Raw genomic sequence first — 18,028 nt, 5'->3', positions numbered from 1 at the left:
ATGTCGCATCCACGCCGCATCCGACCGACTGGCCTGCGGAGACGTCACTCGATTGGCTAGGCTGTTTCCCGCCCCGCGTCAGTCGGAGGGATGGGCGATGGCCGCGAAGCGGATACGGCTCGTTCAGCGTCGTAAATCGGCAGGCTTCACACAGGAGTCCCTTGCTGAATACCTGGGTGTCGAGCGTTCGACAGTGGGTCGCTGGGAGAGTGCTGAAACAGAGCCGCAGGCCTGGTTACGGCCGAAGATCGCTCGTGCGTTCCAAGTCAGCCGTGACGAACTACAAGCTGCTCTGGATGACGTGACGATCATTCAAGCGCAATCAAGCGAACGTGTGAACTATGCGCTTGAAAACTCGGCTTCGGCCGACCTGCTGGTTGTCGCCTATCTGCACGAGCGCCTGCGACAGGTGGACGAATCCTACGATCAAGCGTCGTCCACCAGCTTGCTGGGCCCCGCCGGTGTCATTCACGGGCAAGTGAGGTTCCTCCGTGAGAACGCCGCCAATCCGCGCGTGCGTAGGGCTCTGTATGAGGTGGAAGCAGACTCGGCGACGCTCATGGGGCAACTGGTCTGGGACGTCAGCCAACGACGCGACCACCGAGCATCGCTCGGCTACTTCGAGGAAGCGGTGAGCGCCGCGCGCCATGTGCGTGATCCCTCGATCGAGTCGTACGCCACGCTGCGCATGAGCTTCGTGGCCCTCTACGGCGAGAAGAAACCAGCACGGGGCGTGCTGCTTGCGCGGCAGGCTGCCGAAGTCGCCGAGCCGGCCAGTCCGTCCCTGACCGGGCTGAGCCTGTTGCACGTTGCCGAGGGGTACGCCATGACCGGCGCGCTCAAGGAGTGCGAGGACGCGCTGAAAAGGGCGGAGGCCCAGTTCGACCGCGTGAACGACGACGATGTGTCGGCCGAGTACTACACGATCAATGAGTTCAACCGTCTCGCTGGATCGTGCTACCTGTTCCTCGACCGACCGGAACTGGCCGAGCCGATCCTCCGTACGACCACCCGTGCGCTGGTCTCCAAGAAGAAGAGTCAGGCCATCGCGCTCGGGAACCTGACGCTCGCACTCCTCCGTCAAGGAAAGCTGGACGAGGCGGCGGGCACCATGCACCGGACGATCGATGCCGTGGAACTGACGCATGGCGGTGGAGGTCTCAACCTGGCGTTCTCGGCCGGTCGGGAGCTTCGGCAGTGGAAGCGAGAGCCGTGGGCGCAGGACATCAACGATCGTCTTCTCGCCCTGATGGCAGCGATGTGAGGACAGGTGGAGCGCGTGCGGAAGATCGACCAGGACAAGCAGGCCGTACGGGAGATGGTGTGGCGTCGTCTCATAGCCGGAGGCGGCGCCCCCGGGGACTCGTACGGCAAGATTCCCGGCTTCTACGGAGCTGAAGCGACGGCGGAAGGGCTCGCCGGGCTGGATGTCTGGCAGCGAGCCGCCACCGTCAAGGCCAACCCCGACTATGCGCAGCTGCCGGTACGTGTCCGCGCGCTGAAGGATGGCAAGCGGGTCTATATGGCCGTGCCGAGGATGGCGACGCTCCAGCCGTTCTACCTGCTCGATTCCGAGTCCCTCGGAATCCCGGCCGAGGAAGCCGCCGGGAAGCAGGGTGCGTCACAGGTCGCTCGTCGCGTCGGTGTTGACGAAATGCGGCCGATCGATGTGGTGGTGTGCGGCAGCGTCGCGGTCAACCGGTCGGGCGCGCGTATCGGGAAGGGGGCGGGGTACTCCGACCTTGAGGTGGCACTTTTGATCGAGGCGGGCCTGGTGACGGATCGAACGGTGATCGTCGCCCCGGTGCACGGGCTTCAGGTGATCGAGGAGGACATCCCGGAGACGGAGCACGACTTCAGCGTCGACTTCATCGTCACGCCCGACGAGGTGATCTCCTGCACCAACCGCCGTCGGCCGCGCGGTCTCGTATGGGGCGACCTGACGCCCGAGAAGATCGCGGCGATCCCGGTACTGGCAGAGCGGCAGCGCACCCAGTAGTACGGCACCCGAGCGCCGACAGACCGATGGCCGGAGGCCCCGGCCCCCGGCCCAGCCACGACAACCGCACACCCCGCCGGAGGCGCACCGCACCGCACCCCGCCCCGGAGGCAGAGGCGACCCGTCAGAACAGACGCAGCTTGTCGTCCTCGATGCCCCTCATGCCGTTGTAGTCCAGCACCACACATCCGATGCCCCGGTCCGTCGCCAGCACCCGCGCCTGCGGTTTGATCTCCTGCGCCGCGAACACCCCCCGTACCGGCGCCAGATGCGGGTCCCGGTTCAGCAGGTCCAGGTAGCGCGTCAGCTGTTCCACGCCGTCGATCTCGCCGCGGCGCTTGATCTCGACCGCCACCGTCACGCCGTCCGCGTCACGGCACAGGATGTCCACCGGGCCGATCGCCGTCGGGTACTCGCGGCGGATCAGGGTGTAGCCCTCGCCGAGCGTCTCGATCCGGTCGGCGAGCAGCTCCTGGAGGTGTGCTTCCACGCCGTCTTTGATGAGGCCGGGATCAACGCCCAGTTCGTGCGAGGAATCATGGAGGACCTCCTCCATGGTGATGATCAATTTCTCGCCCGCCTTGTTCACCACGGTCCACACACCGGCGTCCGCGTCGGCGCCTTCCTTCAGTGTGCAGGGCGGTGACATCCAGTTGAGGGGTTTGTACGCCCGGTCATCGGCGTGGATCGAGACACTGCCGTCGGCCTTGACCAGGATGAGACGGGGTGCGGAGGGCAGGTGGGCGGTGAGCCGGCCCGCGTAGTCGACGGAGCAGCGGGCAATGACGAGACGCATGGTCGGCAACGCTACTCGACTGCCGCCGCCGCGCGCGATTCGCCCCGGAAGCCCCCTTCGTTATTGGCCGGTTGTGTTCCCATTCTGCTGGTGTGGTCCGGACAGCGCGCCTAACGTGGATGCAGGAGGTCGCCGGTCGTGCACGCTGCGTCGTCGTCCCCTCCTTCCCTGCCCGTAAGACCCCGCCTCCCGGGGTCGCGAGAGGAGAACCCATGTCGCTCGACGTCTCACCGGCGCTGTTGGATCAGGCCGAGCGAGGCGAGGTCGACGAAGCGGCTTTCGTCGACTGCGTCCGGACCTCCCTGCCTTACGCATGGGAGATGATCAGTTCTCTGGTGGCACAGCTGAAGGTGGACGGTGGACAGTTCGCCGACAACCAGACGCCCCCGCCGGACGAGCAAGCACGTGGTCAGCTGTTGCGCGCGCTCGCGAGTGATGCCATTCGCGGCGCGCTGCAGCGTCACTTCGGGGTGCGTCTCGCATTCCAGAACTGCCACCGCGTCGCGGTGTTCCCGCTGGACTCCTCGGTCGACGAGCGGCTGACCCGATTCACCTCGGTGCGGGCTCAGTTGCTCAACCAGTCACCCGAACTCCGGGACTGCTGACGCCTCTTGCTGCCGCTCCGCACCGTGTCCGACGGTGTCGGAGCGGCAGCGTCCCTCAGGCGAGTCGGGGCAGTACGTCCGCGCCCAGCCGCCGTACGTTCTCCTCCGTCGTCGCCAGATCGCCCGAGCCCTCCATGAGCAGGGCGAAGCGGGTGATGCCGGTGCGCTCCGCGGTGGCCGCCAGCCGGTCCGCGGCCAGCTCGGGCGGGCCCACCGGATGGAGGTCGCAGAGCAGTTCGGTGTACTCCACCGGGTCGCGCATCGCCCGGATTCTGTCGTCGACCGTGACATGGGCGCCGAGGCCCTGGCGCAGCCAGCCGGGCATGGCCTTGACGAGTGTCTCGCTCGCCTCCGCGCGGCTGTCGGCGATCTGCGCCACCCCGGCCGATACATGCGCGGCGCCGGCGATCTCGTCCGCGGGACGACCCGCCGCGCGGGCGTGCGTACGCCACAGGGCGACCATCTCCGCCTTCTCCTCGTCGCCGCAGTGCATGCCGAGGAGCATCGGCAGGCCGTGCGCGGCGGCCAGTTCGACGCTCCTGGGCGAGGTGCAGGCCATGAGCGTCTCGGGGCCCGTGCTCGGTTCGATCAGTTCGTCGGGGCGCGGTACGACGGCGACCTCGCGGAAGCGGAAGCGTTCCCCCGACGCCCCCACGCGCGGCTCACGCAGCCAGCGCAACAGCAGGGCGAGGGACTCCGGGAAGTCCTCCTCGTAGGCCCGCAGGCCGGTGCCGAAGACCTCCAGATCGACCCAGGGCCCGCCGCGCCCCACGCCGAGCGTGAACCGGCCGCCGGAGACGAGATGCAGCAGCGCCGCCTGCTCGCCGAGCGCCACCGGATGTACGTTCGGCAACACGCTGACCGCCGTACCCACCCGGATGTGGCGGGTCCGGCCGAGCAGCACCCCGGCCAGGGTCACCGCCGACGGACAGACGCCGTACGGCACGAAATGGTGCTCGGCGAGCCAGACCGAGTCGAGCCCGGATTCCTCCGCCAGCTCCGTGGTCCGCACCGCACGGTGCAGTGCCTCCCCTTGTCCCTGGCCCGGGAACTGGGCGGCCAGTACAAAAGCTCCAACACGCATCGCCTTCTGCCTCCTTGCGGCCGACGCGACTCCCCCTACGGGCAACAACGCCTGACACGTGCCAAAGGCACGGTCCGGTCTGGAAATTCTTGCGATTGTCCGGTCAGTGCCTTCCGCGCGCGTGGCGGACTCACGCCGCGAGGTACGTGTACCCCATGTCGTGGGCCGTAGGCTGGAACGGAACCGTGCTGTCTGCCCCGTGAGGTGTCCTGTGTCCCCGCGCCGCAACCGCCCCCGAGGCGGCGAGAACCCGACCGAGCGAGCAGGCGAGGCGGGCGACCGGTACGGAGGCTTCCAACGGTCGGAGCTCTGGCAGGGCGAGAGCTGGTCGGTGCGCCATGTCGCCGGGGCGAGTGCCGCGGGCAAGCGCTACCGCTGCCCCGGCTGCGACCAGGAGATCCCCGCCGCGGTGCCGCATGTGGTGGCCTGGCCCGAGTACGGCGGGGTCGACGACCGGCGGCACTGGCACCAGGCGTGCTGGAACGCGAAGGACCGCCGCACCACGCGGGTGCAGCGGTCCCGTAACGCGCCGAAGTACTGAGCGGCGCCCCGAAGCGGGGACGCGGGACGGCTCAGACGTCGCGCTTGTCCAGCGAGAAGAACGCCGCGAGCATCGCGACCGCCGTCACGCCCAGCAGGATCCACAGCGGCTCCCAGCCCGAGGGCCCGGTGACGCGAGCACTGCTCTCGTAGAACGCCGACAGCTGGTTCGGGACCGAGTAGTCGAACAGCGCCTCGCGCACCGCTGTGAGCGAATCCGAGAACATGAACATCGCCAGCACCAGCGGCACCAGCAGCACCCCGATCATGACGGTGATCGCCCCGGCGGAGTGCCGGATCAGCGTGCCGACCGCCAGCGAGAGCAGCCCGAGTGTCGCCAGGTAGAGGCTGACCCCGGCCGTGGCCCGCAGCCAGTCCGCACCGGCGGGCGACTCCGCGCCCAGGATCGAGAGCTGGAGCGCCGACACCGTCATCGTGATCACCAGTGAGATCACGAAGACCAGCAGGAAGAAGACCAGCGACTTCGCCGCCAGCACCCTGCCCCGGCTCGGGCAGGCCGTGAGGGTCGTACGGATCATGCCCGTGCCGTACTCCGACGTGATCGTCAGCACGCCCAGCGTGATCACGCACATCGAGCCGAGCAGCACGCCGAAGAAGCCGAGGGAGAGCACTTCCTGGCCACCCGGGACCTCCGGCTCGCCCGAGACGGAGGAGACCACCAGGGCTGTGAGCAGTCCGACGCCCAGCATCAGCACGATCATCACGCCGAGAGTCCACATCGTGGACCGCACGGAACGGAGCTTGGTCCACTCGGAGGCCAGGGCGTCGCCGAGATGGGCCCGGCGGGCCGGGATCGGCGAGGTGTAACCGGAGAGACCGTTGCCCTGCCACTGCGGGGCCTGCTGCGGCGCCTGGGACTGCGGAGGCTGCTGATACGGGGTCGTCATCGGGCGTCCTCGTTGGTGTCGCGCTTCGTCATGTCTGCGGCGGGAGCCGTCGCGGGAGCGGCCGGCGGCGCGGCCGCCGGTGCCGGTGCGGCTGCCGGTGCCGGGGCCGCCGGTGTCGGGGCGGCCGGTGCCGGTGCGGCCGTCGGGGCCGCCGCCGGGGGAGCGCCCGCGTACGGGTTGGCCCCGGGCGGCGGCGGGGCGTACCAGCCCTGCTGCGGCACCTCCGGGACGACGGGAGCCACGGGGCCCTGCGGCGGCCCGTAGCCGGGCTGGTGGGGCGGCTCGAAGCCGGCCAGCGCGTCGGCCGTCGAACGGTAGTCCACGGCGTTCTGGGTCATCCGCATGTACGCCTCCTCCAGCGAGGCCTGGTGCGGCGAGAGCTCCCAGAGCCGGACCTCCGCCTCGTACGCCAGATCGCTGATCCGGGACAGCGGCAGCCCCGTGACCCGCAGCGCCCCGTCCGGCTCGGAGAGCACCTGACCGCCCGCCTCGGCGAGCGCCGTGGTCAGCTTCTCGCGCCGCTGCGGATCGGTCTCCGGGGTACGCACCCGCGCGAAGTCCGCCGAGTTGGCCGAGATGAAATCCTTGATCGTCATATCGGCGAGCAGCTGACCGCGCCCGATCACGATCAGATGGTCGGCGGTCACCGCCATCTCGCTCATCAGATGGGACGAGACGAAGACGGTACGGCCCTCGGAGGCCAGCTGCTTCATCAGGTTCCGGACCCAGAGGATCCCCTCGGGGTCGAGACCGTTCACCGGCTCGTCGAACAGCAGCACCTGGGGATCGCCGAGCAGCGCCGCCGCGATACCGAGCCGCTGGCCCATACCGAGCGAGAAGCCCTTGGAGCGCTTCTTGGCCACGTCCTGGAGGCCGACGACCCCGAGCACCTCGTCGACCCGTGAGGCCGGGATCCCGGAGAGCTGGGCCAGCGACAGCAGGTGATTGCGCGCGCTGCGCCCGCCGTGCACCGCCTTGGCGTCGAGCAGCGCGCCCACCTGGCGCGGTGCGTTCGGCAGCTGCCGGAAGGGATGCCCGCCGACCCGTACCTGCCCGGCGGTCGGCCGGTCCAGCCCGAGGATCATCCGCATCGTGGTCGATTTGCCGGAACCGTTGGGGCCCAGGAACCCGGTGACGTATCCGGGCCGCACCTGGAAGGAAAGGTTGTACACGGCCGTCTTGGCGCCGTAGCGCTTCGTCAGGCCGACTGCCTCGATCATTCTCCAGCCCCATCGACAGGTCAGGTCGTCGGGGCAGTGGCCGTTCCTGACCTAAAGCCCCCGTAAGAGTTACGAGGATATCCGTGCCTTGACGGTTCCAGCCAAGTCGTTACGGCGGGGAGTCGCCGGGTGAATTCCTCGTGCGAGGTGCCGCGAAATGCCGCGAACCGCTGTGAAACGCCGCGGGGAGCCGATCCCCTCGCCATGAGCCTACGCGTCCCGCTTCCGCATGACCGCGTAGCCGCCCGCCAGAGCGGCCAGCACCCACAGGGCCATGATCCCGAGACCGCCCCATGGCCCGTAGGGGGCCGGACTGGAGCTCACCGCGTTGGGGACGACCTGGGTGATCTGGCGGCCGGCCTGGTCGGGGAAGTACCGGGCGACTTCCTTGGCGCCGGGAACGGCCGCCAGGATCTGCGAGACCAGGAAGAAGAACGGCATCAGGATGCCGAGCGAGAGGACGGAGCTCCGCAGCATCGCCGCGACCCCCATCGAGAAGAGCGCGATCAGCGTCATGTACAGCCCGCTGCCGATCACCGCGCGCAGCACGTTCGGCTCGCCGATGGTCGTACCGTGCGCGCCGAGCAGCGCCTGGCCCACGAAGAACGCCAGGAACCCGGTCAGCACCGCGACCGCCAGTGCCAGCACCCCGGCCACCAGGATCTTGCAGAAGAGGAACGTGCCGCGGCGCGGTACGGCGGCCAGCGAGGTGCGGATCATGCCCGAGGTGTACTCGGAGCCGACCACCAGCACCCCGAAGACCACCATCGCCAGCTGACCGAGAACCATCCCCGAGAAGCTGGTGTACGTCGGGTCGAAAGTGGCCCGCTCCTCCAGGGAGAGATCACCGAACTGGGAGTTCAGCACGGCGGACAGCGCGGCTCCCAGGGCGACGGTCACCACCAGGGCGCTGATCAGCGTCCAGGTGGTGGAGGAGACCGTACGGATCTTGGTCCACTCGGACCGGAGGACCGCCGGAACCGATGCCATGTCAGGCCCCCTCGCCCCGCCGGTCCTCGCCGTGCGGGCCTGTGCCTCGCGGGCCTGTGGCTCGCGGGTCCGCGCTCCGCCGGTCCTCGCCCCACCGCGGGCCCGCGTGGGCGTGGTACTCCACCGACTCCGCCGTCATCCGCATGAACGCCTCTTCGAGCGAGGCGCGCCGCGAACTCAGCTCGTGCAGCACGATCCCGTGCCGCGCGGCCAGCTCCCCCAGCTCCTCGGTGGACGCCCCGTCGACCTCCAGTACGTCGCCCTCCGCCTCGACGACGGTGAACCCCCCGTCGCGCAGGATGTCTTCGAGCCGCGCGCGCTCCGGCGAACGCAGTCGCGTGTAGCCGCGGGAGTTCTCCCGGATGAAGTCGGCCATCGAGGTGTTCGCGAGCAGCCGGCCCTGGCCGATCACGATCAAATGGTCGGCGGTCAGCGCCATTTCGCTCATCAGATGACTGGAAACGAAGACCGTGCGTCCCTCGCGGGCCAGAGCCTTCATCAGATTGCGTACCCAGTGGATGCCTTCGGGGTCCAGACCATTCACCGGTTCGTCGAACATCAGGATCTCGGGATCGCCCAGAAGCGCCGAGGCGATCCCGAGCCGCTGCCCCATTCCGAGGGAGAAACCTTTCGGCTTCTTCTTCGCCACGGCGCTCAGTCCGACCATGTCCAGCACCTCGGTCACCCGGCTCGCCGGGATGCGATTGCTCTGCGCCAGACAGAGAAGATTGTTGTACGCGGTGCGCCCGCCGTGCATGGCCCCGGCCTCCAGCAGCGCCCCGATGTGCTTGAGCGGCTCGGCCAGCTCGCGGTAGCGCCTGCCATCGATCCGTACCGAACCGCCGGTCGGATTGTCCAGATCGAGCATCATCCGCATCGTGGTCGACTTGCCCGCGCCGTTGGGGCCCAGAAAGCCCGTCACCACCCCCGGTCTCACCCGGAAGGAGAGCCGATCGACCGCCACCGTGCGGCCGAAGCGTTTGGTGAGCCCGTGGACCTCGATCATGCGGACCAACCTAGGACGGCACAAAGCCCCCCGCCACCGGAGTGGCGAGGGGCTGGGCGTGCGTACTGATCACGATCGTCGTCCGGCCGGAAGAACCTTCCCGGCCGGACGGCCGCCGTGGGTCAGCGGGACTGCTGGGCCGGGACGCCGCGCGAGATCGGCTCGTCGTCGGCCGGGGTGCCGGCGGCGGCCACCGCGGCACCGGTCAGCGTGGCCAGCATCTCGCGGACGTTGGTCAGCTGGGCGTTGATCGAGTCGCGGCGGTTGGTGAGCGCCGCCAGCTCGCGCTCCGACTCGCTGCGGATCCGGTCGGCCTTGGCGTTCGCGTCCGCCACGATGTCCTCGGACTGACGCTGGGCCGTCTCGACGGTCTGACGGGCCCGGCGCTCCGCGTCCGTACGCAGCTTCTCGGCCTCCAGACGCAGCTGCTCGGCGCGGTGCTCGATCTCGGCCAGACGCTTCTCGGCCTTCGCCTGACGCGACGCCAGATCGCGCTCCGACTGCTCACGCCGCTTGGCGAGGTTCGTCTCGAAGTCCGCGGCGGCCTGGGCGGCCTTGGCGCGGGTCTCCTCGAAGAGCGCGTCGGCCTCCTCACGCTTGGACTGCGCGTCCTTCTGCGCCTCCGAGCGCAGCGTGGCGGCGTCACCCTTCGCCTTCTCGACGATACGGACGCCCTCGTCCTCGGCCTTGGCCTTGCGCTCCGAGGCGAACGACTCGGCGTCGTTGCGCACCTGCTGCGCCGCCGACTCGGCCAGCTCGCGGTGCTGCTCGGCCGCGCGGCGGGCCTCCTCGCGCAGGTCCTTCGCCTCCTCCTCGGCGAGGCGGAGGATCTTCTCGACGCGGGCGCCGAGGCCGGCGTACGACGGCTCCGCGTCGCTGACCTGGGCCTGGGCGTTCTGCGTTTCGAGGTGCAGCTCCTCGATGCGCTTTTCCAGAGAGGTGATGCGGGCCAGAGCACTGTCACGGTCGGCGACGAGTTTGGTAATGCGGTCGTCCACCTGACCGCGGTCGTAACCACGCCGCACGAGCTCGAAGCCGAATGGGGAGGAAGTGTCGCTCATGGGGTTCCTGTCGAATGAGACCGGTGAGGTGATAGAGGGAATCCTAGGGGCCGAAGCGGCGTGTCATCGAGCCGATGCAGGTTTGATATGGAGAATGTCCAGCCTTTTGAGTGGCCAGTGCCTCTCCCGGCCATGTCGGCCGCGTCGCGGCACTAGCTATCGGAAGATTTTCCACTCGAACGGGTGGTACCCGCCGCCGCACCCGCCTTCACGGGGTTGTCCTTCGCGGGCACGGCAGGTGCCTCGAACGACTCCAACGCTTCGAGTACGTCCTGAACGCGGGAGATCTCGGCCTGGATGTCCTCCCGTCTGCGGACCAGCACGTCGAGTTCGCGTTTGCCCTCGTCGACGGTCTGCTTGGCCTGTTGGGCGGCGTCCGCACGCAACTTCTCGGCTTCCCTGATGAGTTCGGCCTTCTTCAGCTCGGCTTCCTTGAGCAGCCCCTCGGCCTTCTTCACGGCGGCGATACGGACCTTGCTCGCCTCCGAACCGGCCTCGGCCACCAGCTCCTTGGCCTTCGCCTCGGCCTCCGCGCGCTGCTCGTTGGCCGCCTTCATCAGGTTGTCGACGCGCTCGCCCGCGGTTCTCAGCTGCTCGGACGTCTCGCGCCTGGCCCGCTCGTGCAGTTGCTCGATCTCGGCCTCGACGCGCACGCGCAGCTCCTCGGCCCGTTCCCGGACCGCCGTCGCGTCCCTGCGCGCGCCGACGAGCAGCTCGTCCGCGTCCGTACGGGCCCTCTCCACCAGGGAGTTGCCCTCGACGGTGGCGTCCGCGGTGATACGGCCCGCCTCCGTGCGGGCGGCCCCCACCATCCTATCGGCCTGCGTCTCGGCCTCGGTGGCGGCCCGAAGCGCCTCTTCCTGGGCCTTGTTGATGAGCTGGTCGGCCTGTTCGGCGGCGTCCGAGCGGCGCTTGGCCGCGTCCTTGCGCGCCTCGTCCAGGAGCCAGTCCGTCTCCTCCTGGGCCTCGCTCCTGAGCCGTTCCGCGTCGGCCTCGGTCTCCCGCTTGAACTGCTCGGCGTCGATCCGCAGCCGCTCGGCGGCCTGCTGTGCGGCGCCCACCGTCTCGGCGGCCTCCGCGCGCATCCGCTCGGCCTCGCTCGTGGCCTCCCCGATGAGCCGGTCGGCCTGGCCGGCGGCGTCGCCGCGGATCCGGTTGGCGTCCTCGCGGGCCTCGGCACGGGCACGGGCCGCGTCCTGCTCCGCCGAGGCGAGCGAGTCCGACGCCTCGGTCCGTACCCGCTGCGCGTACTCGGCGGTGTCGGAACGCAGCCGCTCCGCCTCCGCGATCGCCTCGCCGACCGTGCGCTCGGCGAGCGCCTGCGCGGCGTCCGCCTCCTCCTGGGCCCGCAGCCGGATCCGGTTGGAGTCCTCGGCGGCGCGCTCCCGCTCGGCGTACGCGTCGGCGCGCAGCCGGTCGGCCTCCTCCTGCGCCTCCGTCCTCGTCCGCTCCGCCGCGTGCTCGGCGGCGGCCCGCAGTCCGGTGATCTCCTGCTCGGCCTGTTCCTGGAGACCGGCGACGGAGTCCCGTACCTGCTGGGCGGTCTGCTCGGCGGCGGCCACCAGTTCCGTGGCGCGGTAGTCCGCCTCCGAGACCAGCCGCTGCGCCTCGGTCTGGGCCTCCTCGACCCGGTTACGGGCCGACGCGAGCAGCTCCTCGCTCTGCTCGCGGGCCCGCTCGCGCTCCTGCTCCGCCTCCGCGCGGGCGGCCGTCAGCGTCTCCTCGGCCTCGCGGCGGCGGCGGGTCGCCTCCTCCTGCGCGGCGGCCAGCGCCTCGGCGGCCTCGGTGCCGACCCGCTCGGCGGCGGCGGCGGCCTCGGTCCTGATCCGGTCGGCGCTCTCCTGTGCCTCGGTCTTGAGCCGCTCGGCCTCCGTGGCGGCCTCGGAGCGCAGCCGCACGGCCGCGGTCTCCGCCTCGGCGCGCGACTGCGAGGCGTCGGCCGCGGCCTCGTCACGCAGCCGCTCCGCCTCCTGCTCGGCCTGCGCCTGGAGCGTACGGATCCGCTCCGCCGCCTCGGCGCGCAGCCGGTCGGTCTCCTCGCCGGCCTCCCGCCGGATCCGCTCGCTCTCGGCGCGCGCGTCGGTGAGCGCCTCCTCGGCGGAGGACAGCCGCTGCTCCGCCTCCGTGTGCAGCCGCGTCAGCTCGCCGGCCGCCTCGGCCTTACGGGACTCGACGCCCCGCTCGGTCTCCTCGCGCAGCTCGGCCGCGGCCTGCTCGGCGGCGGCCGTGGTGGCCGCGGCCTGCTCCTCGCCCTCCGCGCGCAGCCGGTCGGCCTCGGCGCGGGTGCGCTCCAGGGTCTCCTCGGCCTGCCGGCGCAGCGTCGTGGCGCGCTCGATGGCTTCGGTGCGTACCCGCTCGCTCTCGGCGGTGGCGCCCGAGCGCACCTCGTCGGCGTCCGCCTTGGCCTTCGTCAGCAGTTCCTCGGCGGACTTGGCCGCCTCTTCGATCTTCTGGACGGCCTCGCGGCGCGCCTCGCCGCGGATCCGCTCGCCCTCCGCGACCGCCTCGGCCCGCAGCTGCTCGGCCTCGCCGCGCAGCCTGCGCGCCTCCTCCTGGAGCTCGACCGTCTTGGCGCGGTACTCCTTGGTGTCGTCCTTGGCCGCGCCCTTGAGCTGGTCGGCCTGTTCCGCGGCCTCGCCGCGCAGCCGGTCCGCCTCGGCCTCGGCCTCGCGGCGGATCCGCTCGGCCTCCTCGCTCGCGGACCTGGTGGTGGCCTTCGCGTCGTCGGACGCCTTGGTCAGCACCTCTTCCGCGGTACGGGCCGCCTTGGCCAGCTGGGCCGCGGTGTCCTCGGCGGCGACCGTACGGGCCTTCTCCGCGGCCTCCGCGACCAGTTTCTCGGCCTCCGCGCGGGCGTCGGCGAGCGCCTGCTCGGCCTCGGCCTTGGTCGCCTCGGCCTCCTGCGTCGCCTCGCCGACCAGCCGCGCGATCTCCGACTTGGCGGTACGCGTGCGCTGCTCGTTCTGCGACTCGGCGGCGGCCAGCCGCTTGACCGCGGCCTCCTTGGCCTCCGCGGCGACCTTCTCCGCCTCGGCGCGGGCCTCGCGCAGCCGCTCCTGCGCCTCCTGCATCCGCTGCTCGGCCGCGCGGCCCAGCTCGGCGGCCTGCTGGCGGGCCTGGTCGGCCTCGGCGGTGGTGGACGTACGGAGCTGCTCGGCGTGGCTGGTGGCCTCCTGCGCCTGCGAGGAGGCGGCGTTCAGCAGCCGCTCGGCGTCCCTGCGGGCGCGCAGCAGGATCGCTTCGGCTTCCGAGCGGGCCGTCTCGGACTCCGCGCCCAGCCGCCGCCGCGCCTCCTCGGTGACCCGGGCGGCCTCCGCGCGGGCCGCGGCCAGGGACTGCTCCGCCTCGGCGCGGGACTCGTCGAGCAGCCGTCGGGCCTGGGATTCGGTACGGGCACGCAGCTGCTCGGCCCAGGCGACGTTCTCGTTGACATGCGACTCGACGGTCTGCCGGCGCTCCGCCAGCTCCTGGTCGAGCCGCTGCCTGCGCTGGACGGCCTCGGCGTGCAGCTCGGCCTGGAGCCTGGCCTGGTGCTCGGCGTGCTCCTGGAGGATGCGCTGCGTCTGGGCGCGCGCGTCCCGCAGCTCGCGCTCGGCGTCCGCGCGCATCTGCTCCGCCTGCATCTGGGCGTTCCGCAGGTGCTGTTCGGCCTGATAGCCGAGGTCCCCGCTGTCGTACGACGAGGGACGGGTCGCCAGCGTACGGCGTGCCTCGTGGAGCTTGGCGCGCAAGACCTCGACCTGGTAACCGAGGTCCTCGGCGTGCTGGACGGCCTTCTCCCGCGCGGTCTTCAGCCGGTCCATCTCGGCTTCGAACCGCGAGAGGTGGTCGTCGTCAGCTCGGTGGCTCTCCTGGCGTTCGTAGCCCCGCACTGCGCGGTCCCATCCGTCCCCTGGTCGCAACTGCCCAATTGAGCACCGTTCGCGGCGAACGGCCCCCCGGGGAATGGTGACAGATCTTCGGCAGGGGCGCGGCCCCGGCCCGGCCCCGGCCCGGAGCGCCCCACTCTACCGGGCCGGGAATCCTTAAGGTCAGTGCTCCGGGCGGGAGGTGACCAGTTCTGTGAGTACGCCGTGGCAGTCCTTGGGGTGGAGGAACGTGATGCGGGAGCCCATGGACCCGGTGCGCGGCTCGTCGTACAGAACGCGTACGCCCTTGTCACGGACCGACTGGGCGTCACCGTCGACGTCCGCCGTACCGAACGCGATGTGGTGAACGCCCTCGCCGTTCTTCGCCAGCCATTTCCCGACGGCCGAATCCTCCCGGATGGATTCGAGGAGCTGAAGGTACGAAGCCCCGCCGTCGGACGTCTCGTTGATCTTGAGCATGGCCTCCCGGACGCCCTGCTCCTCGTTGACCTCGGTGTGGAAGACCTCGAAGCCGTAGGTCGCCCGGTAGAACTCGACGGTCTTGTCGAGGTCGAAGCAGGCGATTCCGATGTGGTCGATTCGCGTCAGCATGGAGACAGTGCAGCGCCACCACGGTGATTACGCAACGTGCGCGCGATCACACGCGCTGCCTGGTGACCCGTGGGAGAACCGCTCAGTACATTGAAAGTAAACCCTCGTTCACTCCTCAAGCTGTACGCAAAGGGGATCGCGTCTCATGTCGGATACGAACACCACCAGATCTGTGATCGTCGCGGGCGCCCGCACCCCCATGGGGCGGCTCCTGGGCTCGCTGAAGTCCTTCTCCGGTGCGGAGCTGGGCGGCTTCGCGATCAAGGCGGCGCTGGACCGGGCCGGGATCACCGGCGAGCAGGTGCAGTACGTGATCATGGGCCAGGTGCTCCAGGCCGGGGCAGGGCAGATCCCGGCACGCCAGGCCGCGGTCAAGGGCGGAATCCCGATGAGCGTCCCCGCGCTCACCGTCAACAAGGTCTGTCTCTCCGGACTCGACGCGATCGCGCTGGCCGACCAGCTGATCCGCGCCGGCGAGTTCGAGGTGGTGGTCGCGGGCGGCCAGGAGTCGATGACCAACGCCCCGCACCTGCTGCCGAAGTCCCGGGAGGGCTACAAGTACGGCGCCATGGAGATGCTCGACTCGATGGCGTACGACGGACTGACCGACTCGTTCGAGGACATCGCCATGGGCGCCTCGACGGAGAAGCACAACACCCGGCTGGGCATCGCGCGCGCCCCGCAGGACGAGTTCGGCGCGCTCTCCCACCAGCGGGCCGCGGCGGCGCAGAAGAACGGCGTCTTCGAGGCCGAGATCACGCCCGTCGAGATCCCGCAGCGCAAGGGCGACCCCGTGCTCTTCGCACAGGACGAGGGCATCCGCGCCGAGACGACCGTGGAGTCCCTGGCCAGGCTGCGGCCCGCGTTCTCCAAGGACGGCACGATCACGGCCGGCACGTCCTCGCAGATCTCCGACGGCGCCGCCGCGGTCGTGGTGATGAGCAAGGCCAAGGCCCTGGAGCTGGGTCTCGACTGGATCGCGGAGATCGGCGCGCACGGCAATGTGGCGGGCCCGGACAACTCGCTCCAGTCCCAGCCGTCGAACGCGATCCAGCACGCCCTGAAGAAGGAGGGCATCGGCGTCGACGACCTCGACCTCATCGAGATCAACGAGGCGTTCGCGGCCGTCGCGGTGCAGTCAATGAAGGACCTCGGGGTTTCCCCGGAAAAGGTGAATGTGAACGGCGGCGCGATCGCCCTCGGGCACCCGATCGGCATGTCCGGCGCCCGGCTCGTCCTCCATCTCGCGCTGGAGCTGAAGCGGCGCGGCGGCGGGACCGGCGTGGCGGCGCTGTGCGGTGGCGGCGGCCAGGGCGACGCGCTGATCGTGCGGGTGGCCGGGTAGGACCCCGGACGCGGACGGGGACCCGGGCGGGCGGCGACCGGGCGGGGCCCAGCCGGTGCGGGTACGGAGCGGTGCGAGTACGGGTACGGACCGAAGGAACGGAGCTGTGATGCAGGACGTCCCCGAGCTGGTGGCTCAGGCGCGAGAGGGCCGGCCGCGGGCCGTGGCCCGGCTGATCTCACTGGTCGAGGGGGCGTCTCCGCAGCTGCGCGAGGTGATGGCCGCGCTGGCACCGCTCGCGGGCAACGCGTATGTCATCGGGGTGACCGGATCGCCCGGTGTCGGCAAGTCGACATCGACCTCCGCGCTGGTCTCCGCGTACCGGAAGGCGGGCAAGCGGGTCGCGGTGCTGGCCGTCGACCCCTCGTCCCCCTTCTCCGGCGGAGCGCTGCTCGGCGACCGCGTCCGGATGTCCGAGCACGCCTCCGACCCCGGTGTCTATATCCGCTCCATGGCCACGCGCGGCCATCTCGGCGGACTGGCCTGGGCCGCGCCGCAGGCGATCAGGGTGCTGGACGCGGCGGGGTGCGACGTGATCCTGGTGGAGACCGTCGGGGTCGGCCAGTCGGAGGTCGAGATCGCCTCGCAGGCCGACACCTCGGTGGTGCTGCTCGCGCCGGGCATGGGCGACGGCATCCAGGCGGCGAAGGCCGGGATCCTGGAGATCGGCGACGTGTACGTGGTCAACAAGGCGGACCGTGACGGCGCCGACGCGACGGCCCGCGAGCTCCACCACATGCTGGGCCTCGGCGAATCGCGGGGCCCCGGCGACTGGCGGCCGCCCATCGTCAAGACCGTCGCCGCGCGGGGCGAGGGCATCGACGAGGTGGTGGAGGCCCTGGAGAAGCACCGCGCCTGGCTGGAGGAGCACGACGCCCTCGCGCTCCGCCGCGCCCGCCGCGCGGCCCGCGAGGTGGAGACCATCGCGGTCACCACGCTCCGCGAGCGCATCGGCGATCTGCACGGCGACCGGCGGCTCGGCGCGCTGGCGGAGCGGATCGTGGCGGGGGAGCTGGATCCGTACACGGCGGCCGACGAGCTGGTGGCGGGGCTGACGGACGGGGCCTGACGCGCCGGGCCCGACCGGACGGCCCGACGCACCGAACCGCCCGGCCGCGGTGGCCGGGCGGCGGCGCGGGTGGCCGTGCCGGTGGGGCGGCTCGGCCGTCCGGGCGGACGATTCAGTCGTCGTCACGGTCGTCGCCGTGGTCATCGCGGTCGTCATGGCGGTCGCGGCCGTCGTCGTCACCGTGGTCGTCACGGCTGTCGTCGTCGCGGTCCGCGGTGACCTTGCCGGTCGTGGCGTGCACGTTCAGCTCGTGCGTACGGCCGTCCTCGCCCCGTACGTCGATCTCCCAGCGGCCGTCGTGGTCGTCGTCGATCTCGGCGGAGGTCACCGTCCCGGGCACGGACGCGAGGGCGGCGGCCATCGCGCGCCGGACGTCCACGGAGGCGGCGCGCAGCGCGGCGCGGTCGTCGCCGTGGTCGTCGTCCCGATCGTCGTCCCCGTCGTCGTCGCGGTCGACCCGTACCGTGCCGGTGGCCGCGTCGACGCGCAGTTCGTGCCGGCGGTTGTCCTTGCCGAACAGGTCGATCTCCCAGTGGCGGTCACCGTCGTCGTCCCGCTCGACGGAGGCCACGGCGCCCGGGTGCTCCTTCAGGGCCGCGGCGGCGGCCTCGCCCGCGGTCAGCCCCGTACCGCTCCCGCCGGCCGGCTGCCGCTCCACCTGCGCACGGTCGTCCTTCCCGCCGTTCCGGGAGTCGTCCCTGCCGTCGTCCTTCCCGTCGTCCTGGGAGTCGTCGAGGACGTCGTTCCCGGAGTCGTCCGACACCACCCCGAGCTGCGCGACCGGCGCGGGCAGCGACGCCGTACCCGTGGTTCCCCGGCTGTCGTCGCCTCCCATGGCGACCGCCGTGTAGGTGCCGCCGCCGATCAGTGCCGCCGCGGTGATGGCTGCGATGACGAGATTGCGCTTCATGAGGGGTCCTCCCCGAGTCGGTCCGTGTGGAACGA

The 18,028-nt window shown here is 70.8% G+C and carries 16 protein-coding genes; 6 read left to right on the top strand and 10 right to left on the bottom strand.

What is annotated here, in order from left to right:
- Positions 1–97: 97 nt before the first annotated feature.
- A complete protein-coding gene (locus tag ACIOGX_RS30645) occupies positions 98–1,264 on the top strand; it encodes a helix-turn-helix transcriptional regulator (protein WP_401917870.1) in 1,167 nt (388 codons plus the stop codon).
- A 15-nt stretch (positions 1,265–1,279) separates the two neighbouring features.
- On the top strand, positions 1,280–1,999 hold the full coding sequence (locus ACIOGX_RS30640) for a 5-formyltetrahydrofolate cyclo-ligase (RefSeq protein ID WP_356512084.1): 720 nt from the start codon (positions 1,280–1,282) through the stop codon (positions 1,997–1,999).
- 124 nt (positions 2,000–2,123) lie between these two features.
- Here the strand turns inward: ACIOGX_RS30640 and nucS are convergent, their stop codons facing one another.
- A complete protein-coding gene (nucS, locus tag ACIOGX_RS30635) occupies positions 2,124–2,795 on the bottom strand; it encodes an endonuclease NucS (RefSeq protein WP_356512082.1) in 672 nt (223 codons plus the stop codon).
- Positions 2,796–3,007: 212 nt separating this feature from the next.
- Between nucS and ACIOGX_RS30630 the strand changes: the two genes are divergently transcribed.
- Positions 3,008–3,400, top strand: a complete 393-nt coding sequence (locus ACIOGX_RS30630; RefSeq protein ID WP_129769124.1) for an SCO5389 family protein — start codon at positions 3,008–3,010, stop codon at positions 3,398–3,400.
- 55 nt (positions 3,401–3,455) lie between these two features.
- On the opposite strand, the gene ACIOGX_RS30625 is transcribed toward ACIOGX_RS30630, so the two are convergent.
- Positions 3,456–4,484: an LLM class flavin-dependent oxidoreductase gene (locus tag ACIOGX_RS30625; RefSeq protein ID WP_356512080.1), complete on the bottom strand. Its 1,029-nt coding sequence runs from the start codon at positions 4,482–4,484 to the stop codon at positions 3,456–3,458.
- A 211-nt stretch (positions 4,485–4,695) separates the two neighbouring features.
- On the opposite strand from ACIOGX_RS30625, the gene ACIOGX_RS30620 reads away from it, so the two are divergent.
- Positions 4,696–5,025: an ATP/GTP-binding protein gene (locus ACIOGX_RS30620; protein WP_356512079.1), complete on the top strand. Its 330-nt coding sequence runs from the start codon at positions 4,696–4,698 to the stop codon at positions 5,023–5,025.
- 31 nt (positions 5,026–5,056) lie between these two features.
- On the opposite strand, the gene ACIOGX_RS30615 is transcribed toward ACIOGX_RS30620, so the two are convergent.
- The 7 genes from ACIOGX_RS30615 to mce form a co-directional block, all read right to left on the bottom strand.
- Positions 5,057–5,932, bottom strand: a complete 876-nt coding sequence (locus ACIOGX_RS30615; RefSeq protein WP_356512077.1) for an ABC transporter permease subunit — start codon at positions 5,930–5,932, stop codon at positions 5,057–5,059.
- The gene (locus ACIOGX_RS30610; protein ID WP_401917866.1) at positions 5,929–7,152 is read right to left on the bottom strand and encodes an ABC transporter ATP-binding protein; all 1,224 of its coding nucleotides are present in this window, start codon (positions 7,150–7,152) and stop codon (positions 5,929–5,931) included. The genes ACIOGX_RS30615 and ACIOGX_RS30610 overlap by 4 nt, the downstream gene beginning before the upstream one ends.
- A 210-nt stretch (positions 7,153–7,362) precedes the next feature.
- Positions 7,363–8,142 (bottom strand): ABC transporter permease subunit, encoded by a 780-nt coding sequence (locus ACIOGX_RS30605; RefSeq protein ID WP_401917864.1) that lies wholly within the window; start codon positions 8,140–8,142, stop codon positions 7,363–7,365.
- Position 8,143: 1 nt separating this feature from the next.
- On the bottom strand, positions 8,144–9,148 hold the full coding sequence (locus ACIOGX_RS30600; protein ID WP_384772700.1) for an ABC transporter ATP-binding protein: 1,005 nt from the start codon (positions 9,146–9,148) through the stop codon (positions 8,144–8,146).
- Positions 9,149–9,270: 122 nt separating this feature from the next.
- The gene (locus tag ACIOGX_RS30595) at positions 9,271–10,209 is read right to left on the bottom strand and encodes a cellulose-binding protein (protein ID WP_030351964.1); all 939 of its coding nucleotides are present in this window, start codon (positions 10,207–10,209) and stop codon (positions 9,271–9,273) included.
- A gap of 152 nt (positions 10,210–10,361) precedes the next feature.
- A complete protein-coding gene (gene scy, locus ACIOGX_RS30590) occupies positions 10,362–14,081 on the bottom strand; it encodes a polarized growth protein Scy (RefSeq protein ID WP_401917862.1) in 3,720 nt (1,239 codons plus the stop codon).
- A 159-nt stretch (positions 14,082–14,240) separates the two neighbouring features.
- A complete protein-coding gene (gene mce / locus ACIOGX_RS30585) occupies positions 14,241–14,669 on the bottom strand; it encodes a methylmalonyl-CoA epimerase (protein WP_030351962.1) in 429 nt (142 codons plus the stop codon).
- A gap of 145 nt (positions 14,670–14,814) precedes the next feature.
- Between mce and ACIOGX_RS30580 the strand changes: the two genes are divergently transcribed.
- A complete protein-coding gene (locus ACIOGX_RS30580) occupies positions 14,815–16,014 on the top strand; it encodes an acetyl-CoA C-acetyltransferase (RefSeq protein ID WP_356512067.1) in 1,200 nt (399 codons plus the stop codon).
- Positions 16,015–16,123: 109 nt separating this feature from the next.
- A complete protein-coding gene (meaB, locus tag ACIOGX_RS30575; protein ID WP_384767535.1) occupies positions 16,124–17,083 on the top strand; it encodes a methylmalonyl Co-A mutase-associated GTPase MeaB in 960 nt (319 codons plus the stop codon).
- A gap of 112 nt (positions 17,084–17,195) precedes the next feature.
- Here the strand turns inward: meaB and ACIOGX_RS30570 are convergent, their stop codons facing one another.
- Entirely contained in the window at positions 17,196–17,993 is a 798-nt protein-coding gene (locus tag ACIOGX_RS30570; protein WP_401917859.1) for a PepSY domain-containing protein, read from the bottom strand.
- Between the last annotated feature and the right edge of the window lie 35 nt (positions 17,994–18,028).

This window comes from Streptomyces sp. NPDC088147, from assembly GCF_044741565.1.
Lineage (GTDB): Bacteria > Actinomycetota > Actinomycetes > Streptomycetales > Streptomycetaceae > Streptomyces.
This window is presented reverse-complemented; position numbering and strand designations above follow the sequence as displayed.

What these genes read in the sequence shown, in the direction of transcription:
- mce (WP_030351962.1), bottom strand. Translation starts at nt 14,669, where the DNA reads ATGCTGACGCGAATCGACCACATCGGAATCGCCTGCTTCGACCTCGAC.
- ACIOGX_RS30610 (WP_401917866.1), bottom strand. Translation starts at nt 7,152, where the DNA reads ATGATCGAGGCAGTCGGCCTGACGAAGCGCTACGGCGCCAAGACGGCC.
- ACIOGX_RS30625 (WP_356512080.1), bottom strand. Translation starts at nt 4,484, where the DNA reads ATGCGTGTTGGAGCTTTTGTACTGGCCGCCCAGTTCCCGGGCCAGGGA.
- ACIOGX_RS30595 (WP_030351964.1), bottom strand. Translation starts at nt 10,209, where the DNA reads ATGAGCGACACTTCCTCCCCATTCGGCTTCGAGCTCGTGCGGCGTGGT.
- nucS (WP_356512082.1), bottom strand. Translation starts at nt 2,795, where the DNA reads ATGCGTCTCGTCATTGCCCGCTGCTCCGTCGACTACGCGGGCCGGCTC.
- ACIOGX_RS30570 (WP_401917859.1), bottom strand. Translation starts at nt 17,993, where the DNA reads ATGAAGCGCAATCTCGTCATCGCAGCCATCACCGCGGCGGCACTGATC.
- ACIOGX_RS30645 (WP_401917870.1), top strand. Translation starts at nt 98, where the DNA reads ATGGCCGCGAAGCGGATACGGCTCGTTCAGCGTCGTAAATCGGCAGGC.
- ACIOGX_RS30600 (WP_384772700.1), bottom strand. Translation starts at nt 9,148, where the DNA reads ATGATCGAGGTCCACGGGCTCACCAAACGCTTCGGCCGCACGGTGGCG.
- ACIOGX_RS30615 (WP_356512077.1), bottom strand. Translation starts at nt 5,932, where the DNA reads ATGACGACCCCGTATCAGCAGCCTCCGCAGTCCCAGGCGCCGCAGCAG.
- ACIOGX_RS30580 (WP_356512067.1), top strand. Translation starts at nt 14,815, where the DNA reads ATGTCGGATACGAACACCACCAGATCTGTGATCGTCGCGGGCGCCCGC.
- meaB (WP_384767535.1), top strand. Translation starts at nt 16,124, where the DNA reads ATGCAGGACGTCCCCGAGCTGGTGGCTCAGGCGCGAGAGGGCCGGCCG.
- ACIOGX_RS30630 (WP_129769124.1), top strand. Translation starts at nt 3,008, where the DNA reads ATGTCGCTCGACGTCTCACCGGCGCTGTTGGATCAGGCCGAGCGAGGC.
- ACIOGX_RS30605 (WP_401917864.1), bottom strand. Translation starts at nt 8,142, where the DNA reads ATGGCATCGGTTCCGGCGGTCCTCCGGTCCGAGTGGACCAAGATCCGT.